16 protein-coding genes are annotated in these 15,522 nt (G+C 43.6%); 11 read left to right on the forward strand and 5 right to left on the reverse strand.

The annotated features are described in order from the left end of the window. The first annotated feature begins 69 nt into the window (after positions 1-69). Complete coding sequence (locus IJ369_RS00925; protein ID WP_290714922.1) at positions 70-495, forward strand: MarR family winged helix-turn-helix transcriptional regulator; 426 nt, start codon at positions 70-72, stop codon at positions 493-495. An 80-nt stretch (positions 496-575) separates the two neighbouring features. On the opposite strand, the gene sigK is transcribed toward IJ369_RS00925, so the two are convergent. Beyond that, positions 576-1,256, reverse strand: a complete 681-nt coding sequence (gene sigK, locus IJ369_RS00930; RefSeq protein WP_290714925.1) for an RNA polymerase sporulation sigma factor SigK — start codon at positions 1,254-1,256, stop codon at positions 576-578. A 184-nt stretch (positions 1,257-1,440) separates the two neighbouring features. Between sigK and IJ369_RS00935 the strand changes: the two genes are divergently transcribed. Genes IJ369_RS00935 through IJ369_RS00945 form a run of 3 tightly spaced genes read left to right on the forward strand, consistent with a single transcriptional unit; the run spans position 1,441 to position 2,936 of the window. Beyond that, positions 1,441-1,800, forward strand: coding sequence for an STAS domain-containing protein (locus IJ369_RS00935; RefSeq protein ID WP_290714928.1), 360 nt, complete (start codon positions 1,441-1,443; stop codon positions 1,798-1,800). Further along, the gene (gene spoIIAB / locus IJ369_RS00940; RefSeq protein WP_290714930.1) at positions 1,790-2,218 is read left to right on the forward strand and encodes an anti-sigma F factor; all 429 of its coding nucleotides are present in this window, start codon (positions 1,790-1,792) and stop codon (positions 2,216-2,218) included. Before IJ369_RS00935 ends, spoIIAB begins: the two co-directional genes overlap by 11 nt. Positions 2,219-2,222: 4 nt before the next feature. Continuing rightward, on the forward strand, positions 2,223-2,936 hold the full coding sequence (locus IJ369_RS00945; RefSeq protein WP_290714932.1) for a SigB/SigF/SigG family RNA polymerase sigma factor: 714 nt from the start codon (positions 2,223-2,225) through the stop codon (positions 2,934-2,936). Between the two features lie 41 nt (positions 2,937-2,977). On the opposite strand, the gene IJ369_RS00950 is transcribed toward IJ369_RS00945, so the two are convergent. Continuing rightward, positions 2,978-3,349: a zinc ribbon domain-containing protein gene (locus IJ369_RS00950; RefSeq protein WP_290714935.1), complete on the reverse strand. Its 372-nt coding sequence runs from the start codon at positions 3,347-3,349 to the stop codon at positions 2,978-2,980. 476 nt (positions 3,350-3,825) lie between these two features. Here IJ369_RS00950 and gap (IJ369_RS00955) point away from each other — a divergent pair, with 476 nt between their 5' ends. Continuing rightward, entirely contained in the window at positions 3,826-4,833 is a 1,008-nt protein-coding gene (gap, locus tag IJ369_RS00955) for a type I glyceraldehyde-3-phosphate dehydrogenase (RefSeq protein ID WP_330612873.1), read from the forward strand. Positions 4,834-5,155: 322 nt separating this feature from the next. Continuing rightward, positions 5,156-6,175 carry a type I glyceraldehyde-3-phosphate dehydrogenase gene (gene gap / locus IJ369_RS00960; protein WP_290714937.1) on the forward strand — a complete coding sequence of 340 codons (1,020 nt, stop codon included), beginning with the start codon at positions 5,156-5,158 and terminating at the stop codon, positions 6,173-6,175. Between the two features lie 60 nt (positions 6,176-6,235). Here gap (IJ369_RS00960) and IJ369_RS00965 read toward each other — a convergent pair whose 3' ends face one another. Continuing rightward, on the reverse strand, positions 6,236-6,937 hold the full coding sequence (locus tag IJ369_RS00965) for a response regulator (RefSeq protein ID WP_290714939.1): 702 nt from the start codon (positions 6,935-6,937) through the stop codon (positions 6,236-6,238). Continuing rightward, complete coding sequence (locus IJ369_RS00970; protein WP_290714941.1) at positions 6,930-8,486, reverse strand: sensor histidine kinase; 1,557 nt, start codon at positions 8,484-8,486, stop codon at positions 6,930-6,932. The genes IJ369_RS00965 and IJ369_RS00970 overlap by 8 nt, the downstream gene beginning before the upstream one ends. A 206-nt stretch (positions 8,487-8,692) precedes the next feature. Between IJ369_RS00970 and IJ369_RS00975 the strand changes: the two genes are divergently transcribed. After that, positions 8,693-9,949, forward strand: a complete 1,257-nt coding sequence (locus tag IJ369_RS00975; protein ID WP_290714945.1) for a diaminopimelate decarboxylase — start codon at positions 8,693-8,695, stop codon at positions 9,947-9,949. A 54-nt stretch (positions 9,950-10,003) separates the two neighbouring features. On the opposite strand, the gene IJ369_RS00980 is transcribed toward IJ369_RS00975, so the two are convergent. After that, entirely contained in the window at positions 10,004-11,335 is a 1,332-nt protein-coding gene (locus IJ369_RS00980) for a D-serine ammonia-lyase (RefSeq protein ID WP_290714948.1), read from the reverse strand. Positions 11,336-11,533: 198 nt separating this feature from the next. Between IJ369_RS00980 and IJ369_RS00985 the strand changes: the two genes are divergently transcribed. The 4 genes from IJ369_RS00985 to IJ369_RS01000 all read left to right on the forward strand — a co-directional run bounded on the left by IJ369_RS00985 (position 11,534) and on the right by IJ369_RS01000 (position 15,522). Beyond that, complete coding sequence (locus IJ369_RS00985) at positions 11,534-12,157, forward strand: formate/nitrite transporter family protein (protein ID WP_290714950.1); 624 nt, start codon at positions 11,534-11,536, stop codon at positions 12,155-12,157. A gap of 75 nt (positions 12,158-12,232) precedes the next feature. Continuing rightward, positions 12,233-13,279, forward strand: a complete 1,047-nt coding sequence (gene mutY / locus IJ369_RS00990; protein ID WP_290714952.1) for an A/G-specific adenine glycosylase — start codon at positions 12,233-12,235, stop codon at positions 13,277-13,279. 131 nt (positions 13,280-13,410) lie between these two features. After that, positions 13,411-14,511 (forward strand): GNAT family N-acetyltransferase, encoded by a 1,101-nt coding sequence (locus IJ369_RS00995; protein ID WP_290714955.1) that lies wholly within the window; start codon positions 13,411-13,413, stop codon positions 14,509-14,511. Positions 14,512-14,529: 18 nt separating this feature from the next. Beyond that, complete coding sequence (locus IJ369_RS01000) at positions 14,530-15,522, forward strand: DUF2156 domain-containing protein (RefSeq protein WP_290714957.1); 993 nt, start codon at positions 14,530-14,532, stop codon at positions 15,520-15,522.

The following is a 15,522-nucleotide window of genomic DNA, read 5'->3' on the forward strand; positions in this document are numbered from 1 at the left end:
AAAAACTTGATTTTCTGTCGAAATAAAGATATTCTAATAGTATCTAAACGAAGGACAAGGTAAGATTTTATGGAATTAACACAATGTATCAACTATTTATTGACAACTTCACAACATACTGTTTTCCAGTATTTGAGCGGAAAACTTTCTGAATATGATCTGACACCTTCTCAGTATGGCGTGCTGAGCTGCCTGTGGCAAAGGGAATTTGCAACACCGAAGCAGATTTCCGAGATTCTTTGCCTGGAAACCTCTACGATCTCCGGTGTTCTGGACAGAATGCAGAAAAAAGGGCTCATCGATCGTGTCATCAACAGAGAAGATAGAAGAGAAGTTCGCGTTGTGCCTACAGAAAAAGGCCAGCAGCTGCAGGAACCTATCACAAAGATCATTGATGAAGTAAATGAGGAAGTTTTGAAATGCTTCACGGAAGAGGAAGTTACATCGCTGAAAAATGCATTGCGCGTCATTGCGGACGGCAGCCATTTTAAATAAAGAAGAAACGGGTCTGGTTTATCGCCAGGCCTTTTTTAATGAAAAAAAGAAGGGTGATATGTAGCAGGGCAAAGCCCTGTTTATTCACTTAATGCGGCATTGAGCTTTTTCAATGCCTTTTTTTCGATGCGGGAAACATAGGAACGGGAGATACCCAACCGTTCCGCGATCTCCTGCTGGGTCAGCTCATCTCTATTCCAAAGCCCATAGCGCAGGATGACGACGATACGCTCCCGTTCGGAAAGCCTTTCCTGCACAGCCCGGAGCATTTTTTGGGATTCAATGGAAAAATCCAGTTGGTCAGCAAAATCAGGCGTGTTGCTGTTTATTACATCTAACATGACAATCTCGTTGCCGTCCCGGTCTGTGCCGATGGGCTCATGGAGGGAGATGTCATTCTGAAATTTCTTGGAAAACCGCAGAGACATCAAAATTTCATTTTCAATACATCTGGAAGCATACGTGGCTAAACGTATGCTTTTTTCATTGTCATAGGAAAGGATCGCCTTGATAAGCCCTACGATGCCGATGGAAATCAGCTCTTCCGGATCTCGCTGGGGATTATGATATTTTTTTGCAATATGGGCCACCAGCCGCAGGTTATGCATAATCAGCTCCTGCTTGGCGGCTTCTTTTTCTTCGTCGATACTGTTTTTGAACTGCAAAAGCAATCGCTGCTCCTCTTCCTTCGACAGGGGCCTGGGGAAGGAGCCTGAGGAAGAAAAGGCACACAAGAGGGGGATGCAGATAATCAGAAACACGAAGCACACCTCCGTTTCAGGGGATATTTTATCTTATGGGGAAGATGTGTTGTCTGTGCGTGTCTGAATGGAAGTTTTCCTGTCCCAATTTTGCAGGGCTTGTCGAAGGGAAAGGAAAGTTGCGGCGAAAAGAGAAAAAAAAGAGCATCGAATCAGCTATCATTTTGGAAAAGGAGGAATTTTTATGGAATTGAAATTCAAACGGAAAAACAAAACACTTATCATACTGATCGCAGGGGAGATCGATCACCATACCTCTCAGGAGCTTCGTCGACAGACGGAAAGCGCCCTGGAGCAGATGGGCGGAAAAAACATTATCGTTGGCTTTCAGGAGGTCACTTTTATGGATAGCTCAGGCATCGGGGTGATGATCGGACGATATAAGCAGATACAGTCTTTGGGCGGGCGCATCGCCATTTCCTGTCCCAATAAAAAGATCGAAGAAATCATTCACCTTTCAGGATTGTCCCGCTTATTGCCGTCCTTCCCATCCCTGAACGAAGCTATTGCCTATACGGAAGGGAGGGAAAGTGATGCAGTTTGATAACAAAGCACAGGTCTTTTTCAGTGCAAAGTCGGAAAATGAATCTTTTGCCCGTCTCTTTGCCGCAGGCTTCCTAACACAGCTTGACCCGACCATCTCCGAGATGACGGACATCAAAACCGCCGTTTCCGAAGCAGTCACGAATGCCATCATTCATGGATATGAAACCCGGGAAGGAATGGTAGAACTCTTCTGCGGCTATGTGGGCAGGCACATCTACATAGAGGTAGCGGATAAAGGAAAGGGCATCGAAAACGTAGCACAGGCACGGGAACCTCTCTATACCTCCAAACCTGAAATGGAACGTTCCGGCATGGGCTTTACCATCATGGAAACCTTCATGGAACGTGTCCGCGTCGAAAGTAGGGTGGGCGAAGGTACCCGTATCTTTATGGAAAAAACTCTGGCAAAGGAGTGATCCCATGGAGCATACCTATGCGTGCATCAGAAGGGCACAGGCGGGCGATGCCGCCGCGAAGGATCAATTGCTGCAGGAAAACAGCGGCCTCATCTGGAGCGTTGTACGGCGTTTCCAAGGGCGGAGTGAAGCAGAGGATCTGTATCAGATCGGCGCCATTGGGCTTTTGAAATGTATCGAAAAATTCGATTTTAGCTATGATGTGAAATTTTCCACTTATGCCGTTCCCATGATTATGGGAGAGATCAAACGATTCCTGCGAGATGATGGGACAGTGAAGGTCAGCCGCAGCCTGAAGGAGCTTTCCTATCGTGCAAAGAAGCTGCAGGAAAAAGCCCTGCAGGAGGAAAACAGAGAATTGACTCTGCAGGAAATGGCAGCCCTTTTAGAAGTAGAAAAGGAAGAACTGCTTTTAGCTCTGGAATCTGGCAGGGAAGTGGAAAGCCTTTATGCATCTCAGGGCGGAAACGGCAACAATGCACCCCTGCAGCTGATAGATAAACTGGCAGATACGACAGAAAATGATAAAATGTTGGAGCGGCTTTCTTTAATGGAAGCCCTGGAGCATCTGGACGCAAAGGAACGGCAGATCATCACCATGCGGTATTTTCAAGACAGGACACAGTCCGACGTGGCGAAGTATATCGGCATTTCTCAGGTGCAGGTCTCTCGTATCGAAAAGCGGGTCTTATCCCGAATGCAGGAAAGTCTGAAATGAAAAAAGCAGGAACCCTCCAGAGTTCCTGCTTAATTTTTATATTAGAGCTTTCTGCCACATTTCGGGCAGTATTCATATTCAGGGGTAAGCAGATAGCCACAATCGGGGCAATTATTTGTTCTGCTGGTATCCATCCCAACGATGGTCAGATCTTCCTCTCGCAAAGTCACATTTTCACCATGCTCGATAGCTTTGCCCAGCTCCTGATCGATGGAATAGACTGTATTGCAGCAATTGGAAACGGCATAATACTTTTTGCCCCACTTGAAAAGAGGAATAAAAAAGAAGCTAAAGTAGGTATAGACCATAAAAACAGAAATACTGCTGTAGCGTCCGCATTTTTTGCAAATCATGGTTTGTCTGAAGAAATCAAAATCCTTTCTGCCCTGGGCGATCCCGCCGATAAATATCATAAAAACACATCCTGTCGTTTTTTTAAAGAATTCATTTTACAAGTTCTGGTTAACATGATAAAATAATTCCAGATGAAATGCAACTATTTTCCAAAGGAGGGGAGAGCATGAAAATTTCTCGTTTGGTTGTAAGCGCAGTATCTCTGGCTGTTTCTGCAGCACTGCTGACTCTGAGCATCATTGATCTGATCCGCAATGATGAATATTAATTTTTGAATAAAATTTGAAAAATAGGAAAAACTGTTGGTAGTTATTCCGGAAAAAGCAGGTATTTGGCGGGGGAAAAGCAGCATTTTGCATTAATTTCTTTCGCCAAAACTTTTGTCTATGTATTTTTTCGGAAAATAGACAGTTTTTTCTATTTTTTTGTTGTGAAAAAAAATTTTTGTGGTATACTATGGGTGATAGGACATTTTTGATGCCGAACTACAAAAAATGTCCCACATAAAAAAGGAATGATTGAGGAGGAATTTATTATGGCAAAAGTTGGTATTAATGGTTTTGGTAGAATTGGTCGTTTGTTTTTCCGTGCAGCGCTGGAACGCGGCGATATGGATATCGTTGCAGTAAATGATCCTTTCATCGATGTAGATTACATGATCTACATGCTGAAATATGACTCTGCACACGGTCGTTTCCAGGGCCAGCTGGAAGAAAAAGACGGTAAGCTGATCGCAAACGGTCATGAAGTTATCGTTTATAACTGCATGGATCCCAAGGAAATCCCCTGGAAAGATGCTGGCGTAGATTACGTTCTGGAATCTACAGGTCTGTTCACAACAATGGAAAAAGCATCTCAGCACTTTGAAGGTGGTGCAAAGAAAGTTATCATCTCTGCTCCTTCTGCTGATGCTCCTATGTTTGTAATGGGCGTTAACCACGAAACATATACAAAGGATATGACAATCGTATCCAACGCATCCTGTACAACAAACTGTCTGGCACCTCTGGCAAAAGTTATCAATGATAATTTCGGTATCGTTGAAGGTCTGATGACAACAGTACACTCCATCACAGCAACACAGAAAACAGTAGACGGTCCTTCCAGAAAAGACTGGAGAGGCGGCCGTGCAGCTGCAACAAATATCATTCCTTCCAGCACAGGTGCTGCAAAGGCTGTAGGTAAGGTTATTCCCGCACTGGCTGGTAAACTGACAGGTATGTCCTTCCGTGTTCCTACAGTAGACGTATCTGTAGTTGACCTGACATGCCGTCTGGAAAAACCCGCAACTTATGATGAAATTAAAGAAGTTATCAAAAAAGCAGTTGAAAATGAAATGAAGGGTATCATGGACTACACAGAAGATGACGTAGTATCCACAGACTTCCTGTCTGACCCTCACACATCTATTTTCGACGCAAAAGCAGGTATCGCTCTGAACGATCACTTTGTAAAACTGGTTTGCTGGTACGACAATGAATGGGGTTACTCCAACAAAGTACTGGATCTGATCAAACATATTGCAAAGGTTGACGAAGCCTAAGTAAAGTAGGTATTAAGAAAAATATAGCCCTAAACTCTCTGAGTTTAGGGCATTTTCTTTTTGTCAAGAAAAAGTAAGAAAGAAAAATAGGACAAAAAATGTCCCACTTTTTTGTCCAGATTTACGAAAGGGACATTTTGTGTCCCACAAAAATGACCAGTTTGTATAAATCCTATCACATCTAACCAATCTTTTCCTGTATAGACTTCTGAAAAAAAATTATTTACAAATTTTGCAAGAATTTTCATGATAAAAGTGTTAGAATAATACAGTAAATGTAACTAGTCATTCCTATTTTTATATATGAGAGGGGAAGAATCCAATGGCAATTAAAGTTGGCATCAATGGTTTTGGTCGTATCGGCAGAGTTGTATTCAGAGTTCTGATGCAGCGTCAGGATCAGTTTGAACTTTGTGGTATCAACCTGAGAAATGCAGAACTGGATTATATGGTATATCAGCTGAAATATGACTCCATCTTCGGTCGTTTTGATGGCGATATCGAAATCGGCGAAAACTGTATTATCGTAAATGGTCATAAAATCCACGTATTCAGCGAAAGCGATGCTTCCCTGATCAACTGGAAAGAATGCGGCGCAGAATACATCGTTGAATCCACAGGCGCATTCAATACAATGGAAAAAGCAGCTCTGCATAAAGTCGGCGGTGCAAAGAAAGTTGTTCTGACAGCACCTTCTAAAGACGAAATCATGCCTACATTCGTTATGGGTGTAAATCATGAAACATACACAAAGGATATGGATATCGTATCCAACGCATCCTGTACAACAAACTGCCTGGCACCCCTGGTTAAGATCGTACAGGATAACTTCGGCATCGAACAGGGGCTGATGAGCACCATCCACTCTGCAACAGCAAAACAGAAAGCAGTTGACGCTCGTGCCGGCCGTGACTGGAGAACAGGCCGTTCCGTATTCAACAACATTATTCCTTCCACAACAGGTGCAGCAAAGGCTGTAGGTCGTGTTATCCCTGAACTGAAAGGCAAAATGACAGGTATGTCCTTCCGTGTTCCTACAAATGACGTATCCGTAGTTGACCTGACAGCAAGACTGAAAACACCCGCTACATACGAAGAAATCTGTGCAAAAGTAAAAGAAGCTTCCGAAACATACATGAAAGGTATCGTAAGCTATATTGATGATGAAGTAGTATCCTCAGATATGCTGGGTGACTACCATACATGTATCTTTGACGCAACAGCAGGTATCATCTTGGATGACAACTTCGTAAAACTGATTGCTTGGTACGACAACGAATGGGGTTATTCCAACAAAGTTGTTGACCTGATTGCTCACATGTACGAAGTAGACAACAAATAATTTTTAGATATAAAGACACAAAAAAGAGTCCAATTCGGACTCTTTTTTATTTTGCTCTATTTAAGGTTCATCTACCATACGATAGCCGATGCCGACTTCCGTGAAGATATACTCGGGGGAAGCGGGGTTCTTTTCCAGCTTTCTGCGGATATTTGCCATATTTACACGAAGGATCTGATTATCCTTCACGGCATAAGGTCCCCACAGTTCTGTAATAATGAAATCATATGTCAGCACACGGCCAGCGCTTTTTGCCAGCAGGGAAACGATCTTGAATTCGATCTGTGTCAGATGTACATCCTTGCCATCCACAGTCACCTGGCGCTTGCCAAAATCTATGGTCAGGCCCTTTGTGGAGAAAACATCACTGGCAGCAACACCATTACTGTTTTTGGCACTGTGGCGCAGAGCTGTACGGATACGCGCCAGCAGTTCAGAGGTGCCGAAAGGCTTGGAAATATAATCATCTGCGCCCAGATCTAGTGCTTCTACCTTATCGGATTCTTCCCCGCGGGCAGAAACAACGATCACAGGGATAGAAGACCATTCTCTGATCTTCTTCAAAATATCAATACCATCCATATCGGGCAGACCCAAATCCAGCAGGATCAAATCAGGACAATGGGAAGGAATCATAGAGAGTGCCTCGCTGCCTGTTCTTGCCAACAGGGACGCATAGGAATTTGCTTTTAATGTAGTTGCAATAAAGTTGCTGATTGCATCTTCGTCTTCAATGATCATTACTTTAATTTTATTAGGCATAGTCTGAATCTCCTTTCATGGGCAGTACAAAGGTGAAGCTTGCGCCGCCGTTCGTATTATTTTTTGCAAAAATCCTGCCGTCATGGGCAGTGATAATAGATTTACAGATCGAAAGTCCAATACCGATCCCTCTGGTGGAATCACTGGAGCCTTTATTGGGTTTCCCATCAAAAATATCAGGAATACGGGCAGGATCAAGGCCCTTCCCCTGATCGGAAATCGTAAAGACTGCACCGCTTTTCTTTATAGAAACTCTCAGCCAGATAGGGAGATGCGTTCCGGAATGACGAATTGCATTTTCCATCAGATTGATCAGTACCTGTTCGATCAGCGTTGCATCCATGGGAATGATCAGCAACTCATCAGGCACCGACACTTCTACCTTAGAATGGGGGAAGCGCTTGCAAATACGGGCAACTGCTTCGCCAACGACCTCTTCCACGATCTCATCCTGCTTTTTCAGATTTGTTGCACCGCCGGTGATCCTGGTAACAGAAAGCAGATTTTCCACCATATGGATCAACCATTCAGCATCCTGTTGAATATCTGTCAGCATTTTTGTGCTTGCCTCTTCGCCAATCTCAGAGCCATTTTCCAACAATGTTGTGGCAGAACCGATAATACCTGTCAAAGGGGTGCGAAGATCATGGGAAACAGCCCGCAGCAGATTGCTTCGCATTTTTTCCTTTTCTGTTTCCAAAAGAACTTCCTGAGCTTTTTCATTCGCCTGCTGTCTTTGCAACGCTAGGATCGTCTGAGAGATCATAACATTGATGAAGCTGAATGTATCATCCATGATCAGCTTTTTATCATCAAACAATAGACCGACAACACCATATTTTTTATCCCCGGTAGAGATAGGAAAGTATGTACCTTTACAATTCTGCGTCGTATTTTCAATTTCTGCCCCAACCGGACGATTTTCCAAGTATGCTTTTTGCGCGACCTGTCTTTCCAAAATGCTGTTAAAGATATTTTCGTCACCATCGGTGAGTACTTTCATCGCCTGTTTTTGGATCTCTATAGGAGAACCTAAATATACGACTACACTACATTGATTTGTTTCTGCAAAGTATTCCGCAGACATTTTTGTAATGGTATCCTGATCGCTGGCGGTCAGGATGGCTTTGCTCATTTCTGTCAGTGTTTCCGCACGCTTTTTGGCCGCTACAGAAAGGATAGCTGCTTTTTTTACCTTTGCAGTCAGAAAGCTGGCCAAAATAGACATCAGCAGCATCAGGGAAAATGTCACAGGATAGCCGGTAATAGAGAAATTCAGTGCAAAATAGGGGAAGGTGAAAAAAAAGTTTACACCAACGACTCCACCGATGGAAGCAAGAACGCCCCAAAGATAGCCGCTTGTCATAAAAGAGATAATAGCGACAGCCAGCATATATACACCAAAAATATTATCATTCATTACGGCGGCTTCATTCAGACACAAAGCTGCACAGGTCGCGATGAGATAAACGATCATCGTTCTCATGAGATCCATGAACAAAGTAGATATATTAAAATTATTCAGAGTTCTTATCAGTTTCTTTTTCATGTGCATTCTCCAGTATATAAATATTATTTTAATATTATACAACATCTTTATGAGAAAAGGAATGAAGAAGTTCTAAAGATTAGAAATCCTTCCTGACTCTTAAGGAAAAAGTGTCGAAAAAGGCAGATTCCCGCATTGCAAAGGTGAAGACCCTTTGTTATAATTGAAGCAATATTGATATTTTTAGGAAAAGGAGATATACGCAAATGAAAAAACCTTTCGTGACATTAGAACAGGCAAAAAAAATTATCGAACAGTATCCCACACCTTTCCATCTGTATGATGAAAAAGGCATCCGCGAAAATGCAAGAAAAGTGAATAAAGCATTTTCCTGGAACAAGGGTTTTAGAGAATATTTTGCAGTAAAAGCAACACCTACTCCCGGTATCCTGCAGGTGCTGAAGGAAGAAGGCTGCGGCGCAGACTGCTCCTCCTATACAGAGCTGCTCATGTCCGAAGCTGTTGGCTTCAAGGGCCACGATATCATGTTCTCTTCCAACGTAACACCTGCGGAGGATTTCGTGAAAGCGGCAGAACTGGGTGCCATCATCAACTTTGACGATATCACACATATTCCTTTCTTCGAAAAACTGGCCACCATCCCTGAGACTGTATCCTGCCGCTACAATCCCGGCGGTGTGTTCCAGGTAAGCAACGGCATCATGGATAATCCCGGAGATGCAAAATACGGCATGACAAAGGCACAGATGAAGGAAGCTTTCAAAATGCTGAAAGAAAAGGGTGCAAAGCACTTCGGTATCCATTCTTTCCTGGCAAGCAACACAAAATCCAATGACTATTATCCCCTGCTGGCAAAGGTCATTTTCGAACTGGCAGTGGAACTGAAAAAAGAGCTGGATATCCATATCGCATTTATCAATCTTTCCGGCGGTGTTGGTGTTCCCTACGAACCCGGCGAATTTGAATGTGACATCATAGCAATCGGTGAAGGTGTGAAAAAGGTTTATGAAGAAATTTTGGTACCCGAAGGTATGGATGATGTATCCATCTATACAGAAATGGGCCGCTTCATGCTGGCTCCTTACGGCGCGCTGATCGCTGAAGCGATTCACGAAAAACATACACATAAAGAATATATTGGTCTGGATGCCTGTGCAGCAAACCTGATGCGTCCTGCAATCTATGGCTCTTACCACCATATCACAGTGCTGGGCAAGGAAGACGCAGCATGCGACCATAAATATGACGTAACAGGTGGTCTTTGTGAAAACAACGATAAATTTGCCATCGACCGTATGCTGCCTGAAATCGAAATCGGCGACATCATCTATATCCATGATACAGGTGCTCACGGCCATGCCATGGGCTATAACTACAACGGCAAACTGCGTTCCGCAGAGCTGCTGCTGAAAGAAGACGGCAGTGTGGAAATGATCCGCAGAGCGGAAACACCTGCTGATTATTTCGCAACACTGGATTTCACAGGTCTGCTCAACAAATAATTGCATAAAAAAGAAAGGAGTTGGAAATCCAACTCCTTTTTTGATGCTTATTTCTTATTTCAGGTATGTGTTTTTGTATTCTTCACGAATATCTTCGGGAACTAAGCTGCCGCCTGTTGCCCAAGGGATGTGTGTAGCGTTTGCCATCTTGTCTTCCAGACCCATTTTCTTGATATAAGCCTGAACCTTTTCGTCTTTCAGCATGATAGGACCCCAGAAGGAAGCACATGCAGAGGGTTCGATGAAGATATCTTCTGTAGCCACCAGATCTCTCATCAGGTCGTAAATGTGGTAGTCTTCCAGAGACATTTCGCCAGCCAGCAGGTTGTTCATTACACCTCCAACGAAACCGGAAGGACGACCAACTGCCAGACCATCAGCGTGTGTCAGACCGGACAGACCGAAGTCTTTTACACATACTTCATTCTGCAAACCGGAAGCCATACCAACCAGCATACAAGGGGCTTCAGTAGGTTCTGTAAAGAAGATATGTACATTATCACCGAACAGCTTCTTGAAACCGAAAGCAACACCGCCAGGGGCGCCGCCTACGCCACAGGGAATATAAACAAACAGAGGATGGTCTGCATCCACAACGATACCTTTTTCTTCAAACTGTTTTACAATACGTTTTGCCGCTACTGCATAGCCCAGGAACAGTGTTACGGAGTTTTCATCATCTACGAAATAGCTTGTAGGATCAGCATCGGAATTTTTACGACCAACTTCTACGGCTTTGCTGTAGTCATCTGCATATTCTACAACATCTGCGCCTCTCTGACGCAGCAGGTCTTTTTTCCACTGCTTTGCATCTGCAGACATATGAACGATTACATGGAAGCCCAAAGCCGCACTCATAATACCAATGGACATGCCCAGGTTACCAGTGGAGCCAACTTGGATTTTGAATTTGCTGAAGAATTCTCTGAATTCATCGGAAGCGAATACGCTGTAATCGTCGCCTTCCTTCAGCATGCCGTGTTCCAAAGCCAGATCTTCTGCATGCTTCAACACTTCATAGATACCGCCGCGAGCCTTGATGGAACCGGAAATTGCCAGATGGCTGTCCTGTTTCAGATACATTTTGCCAGGAATGGAAGTGCCATAGTTTTCTTCCAGCTTTTTCTGCATATTGGGGATATATGTCAGAGGGGATTCGATCAGACCGTTTGTAGGTACTGTTTCAGGGAATTTCTTCATCAGGAAAGGAGCAAAACGCGCCAGTCTTGCTTCTGCATCGTCAATATCTGCCATTGTGATATCGATCTTTGCCATGGCGTCTTCTGTTTTTTCCAGATTTTCATTGATCCATACAACCTCTTTGCCTTCTGCCACCTGTTTCAGCAGGTCAGCATTTTTGCATCTTGCTAAAAGTTCCTGATTCATTAAAAAGCCTCCTTTTATATAAAACATTGCGTTTATTTCCTACCTTTTTTATATTAACACAATGAATACTAGGCCGCAAGGTAAATGTATAAATCTGGAAACATATTGATTTTTTCAAGGATTGACAGAAAAAGTCGAAGCCTGTAAAATGAAAGAACAGATGAAAAGTTTTTTACAACTAAATAAGGAGGTCTTTTTATGGAAAGAGTAAGGCAATTTTTTTCTGCGATCCTGGCGGGTATGCTGATCGGTATGGGTGGTACCGTGTTTCTTTCCCAGTCCAATCCGGTAGTGGGTAGTTTCCTGTTCGCCATCGGTCTGTTTACGATCGTAGTGTTCCAGCTGCATCTGTTTACGGGGAAGGTAGGGTATACACCCTTTAACAAACCCGTATATCTCATTGAGCTTGCCATCACATGGTTGGGGAACCTTGTGGGTACATGGATCACAGCAACAATGGTGAAAAACAGCCGCATTTATGAGGGGATGGCTGAAAGAGTAGCTGGCATTGCCGAAGTCAAACTGACAGATAATTTCCTCAGCATTTTCCTGCTGGCAGTTTTCTGCGGCATGCTGATGTTTATTGCTGTTGATTCCTTCCGCAATGTACAGGGTTCTACGCTGCGTTTTATCGGTGTTTTTATTCCTGTTATGGTCTTTATCCTCAGTGGCTTTGAACACGTAATCGCAAACATGTTCTATTTTAGCCTTGCTGGTGTATGGAGTGCCCATTGTCTCGCATCTATTATTGTAATGACATTGGGCAATGCCGTTGGTGGTATGCTAATTCCAATTTATTTGAAAGTATTTAAACAAAGATAAGAAAAAAGGGAGAGTCGAAGTTCGGTCGAAAAGTCCGCAGCTTCAGAATCTCCCATTTCTTTTGAAAGGTGAAATATGGAAAGATTGAAAAATATCGTGGAACCTTTGGTTCAGTGGTATCAGAAAAATAAAAGAGATCTGCCCTGGCGGCGGACGAAAGACCCATATCATATCTGGGTTTCAGAAATCATGCTGCAGCAAACCAGAGTAGAAGCTGTGAAGCCTTACTATGAGCGCTTTTTACAGACTTTGCCTACAGTAAAAGACCTTGCGGAAGCGGATGAGGAAACCATCTTGAAATTATGGGAAGGTTTAGGATATTACAGCCGCGTAAGAAATATGCAGAAGGCCGCCATACAGGTTATGGAGGAATACGGTGGCCAATTTCCCGCCGACCAGAAAGCTCTGTTGAAGTTGAAAGGTATCGGGCCTTATACAGCCGGGGCAGTGGGTTCTATCGCCTTTGGACTTCCAATTCCTGCAGTGGACGGGAATGTTCTTCGTGTTATTTCCAGAATTACGGCTGACGCATCGGATATTTCCCTGCAGGCAACAAAAAAAGAATGGGAAGAACGGCTGACAGAGATCATGCCTGTAGATTTTCCCGGGGATCTGAATCAGGCATTGATGGAACTGGGTGCAACGGTCTGCCTACCCAATGGTACACCAAAATGCGGCATTTGCCCTGTACGAAAATATTGCGAAGCCTATCAAAAGAACCAGACTACATTGTATCCTGTAAAGGCAGAAAAGAAAGCCCGTACTCAGGAATATTTAAATGTCTTTTTCTGCGTCGATGGGAGCAAAATCGCTATTGGCAAACGTCCGAAGAAAGGCTTGCTTTCCGGACTGTGGGAGCTGCCCAATGGAAATAGGGAGATGGCTCCCCCTGCGATTTTGCAGGAAATGGGTATCTTAAAAGCGGAGCTGATTCCCATGAAAGGGCAGAAGCATATTTTTACCCATGTGGAATGGCACATGGATTGTTATTTTGTAAAGGTATCCGAACGGACAGATTCTAATTTGCTCTGGCTGACGAAGGAAGAAGCCGAAGCGAATTATGCGTTGCCCTCTGCCTTCAAAAAGATCTGGCAGGAAGGATTCAAATGTATGGAACCGTGAGATTTCGTCACAGTATACAAAAATATTTTTAAAAACGTTGTTAAATAAGAATAATTATCGATTGTTTTTTATTCCAAATCGGGGTATAATAGATAAGTCATAGAGAAAAGATAGGATAAGGAGGGACATGCATGGCTTCTGTCAGAGTGGCAAAAATAGAACATAAAGCGGATTTTTACAGACTGTGGAAGGTCTGCTTTGGCGACAGCGATGCTTTCTGTGATTGGTTTTTCGAAAACCGCTTTGCACCCGATTATTCTGTCGTTCTGGAAACAGACGGGGAGATTGCCAGCTGTATGCAGGCATTCCCTTATACATTGCGCATCCGAGGAAAGGAAATTCCCGGAGCTATGCTCTGCGGTGTTTCCACCCATCCTAGTCATAGAAAGAAGGGCTTTATGGGTCAGATCTTCAGTTACGAAATGAATCACCTGAGAGAAATGGGTTGTGTCGTTGCGCCTCATACACCTGCCGTTTTGCCCAGCTATTTTTCCTTTGGGCATTTGCCTGTGGCTGATGCAAAATATCTGGAGTGCGATTGTATTTCTGACTACGAAACATCTGTAGAGTTGGTTTCTGTGGAAGAAATGGAGTGGAACAAACTGTTTCCTTTGTATACCCGCTTTGCGGTGAAATACAGCGGCATTATTCAGCGTACTGAAGCGGATTTCCTTCGGAAAGCAGCAGATTATGCTGCGGACGGCGGGAAATGTGCTGCATATATTAAAAATGGGGAGTGGAAGGGATATGCCTTTTATTACCAGACGGAAGATACGCTCCTTTGTGTGGAAGCCGTTGCGGAAGAGGGCTATTATCATTATCTAATGGAAGGTTTGTTCGCTATAGGAAAAGGACTTGCTTTTTCTGCAAAGCTTCCCCCTGAGTTGTATCTTTCCTATCCATTTGCAAAGCTAACCAGAAAGCAAAAAGGCGTTATGGGCCTGTGTAAAGCTTCTGCATTGCTGAAAGCTCTGGAATTGGATATCCCTTATGGTATCAAAATAAATGATCATGTGGTTCCTGAAAATAACGGCACTTTTGATTTTAAAGGAAACATCTACGCCTCTGAACCTGTGTTTGAGATTTCCGCAGGGCATCTTCTGCAGGTTTTAGTAGGATATCATACCCTGAATGAACTAAGAAAAGAAATTGTGATCTTTGACGAAGAGAAATTCGAAGTGATCGACACTCTTCTGCCAAAGCAAAACTGTTATATCATAGATGAATATTAAAAAATGGAGGCAATCACTATGCCAAATTGTTGCGAATGTGAAAATAAAATAGAAACCAAAACAACAGAACTGATCTTCAAACCCATCACGCTGGATACAAAACAGCTGATCGATTCCTATACAAAACCCTGGAATCTGGAATGTTCCGATCTTTCCTTTGCAAACCTCTTCATTTGGGGCGCAGATGGCAAGATGGAATATGCAGAAAAAGATCATGTGCTTTATATCAAGCTGGATTTTGAAGGTGTACCCGTGTTCCTTTGGGCGCCTGTTCCCATGTATGGTGTGGAAGTAGATTATCGTAAAGCGATCTGCGATGGTATCGCATACATGAAAAGTATCGGCGCAGAACCTACCTTCCGCTCCGTATGGACACCTTTCCGGGACAAAATGCTGGAAACATGCCCTGAGCTGTTCTCTATGCCTACAGATATCGCCTGGGACTATGTCTATTCCAGAGAAAGTCTGGCAACCCTGAAGGGCAAAAAGCTCCACGGCAAACGGAATCATATCAATAAATTCCTGTCTAAATATCCAGAGTATGAATACAGAAAGCTGGATAAAACCATGATCAATGACTGTATCGCTTTATATGATCAGTGGGTTGGCGAAAAGGATGAAAAAACAGCGCAATCCATGGAGGATGAAAAGAAATCTGTTCTGCTGGCACTGAACAATATGGATGAACTGAGCCTTACGGGCGGCACTATCTTTATCGATGGCAAGCTTTGCGCTTTCACCGTAGGCGAACGCCTGCATCCCCATGTACAGCTGATCCATATCGAAAAGGCCAATACGGAATATGATGGTATTTTTCCCATGATCAACCAGCAGTATGTACTCCATGAATGTGAGGACGTAGAGCTCATCAACAGGGAAGAGGATATGGGCATCGAAGGGATGCGAAAAGCAAAACGCTCCTATAATCCCCTGAAAATGATCGAAAAATATCTCATCAGCACAAGAGACCTGACCGATGCGAAGGGTATCTGGGGTGAGGAAGAGGAATAA

Source organism: Anaerotignum sp. (assembly GCF_017483025.1).
In the GTDB taxonomy this organism is placed as follows: Bacteria; Bacillota; Clostridia; order Lachnospirales; family Anaerotignaceae; genus Anaerotignum_A.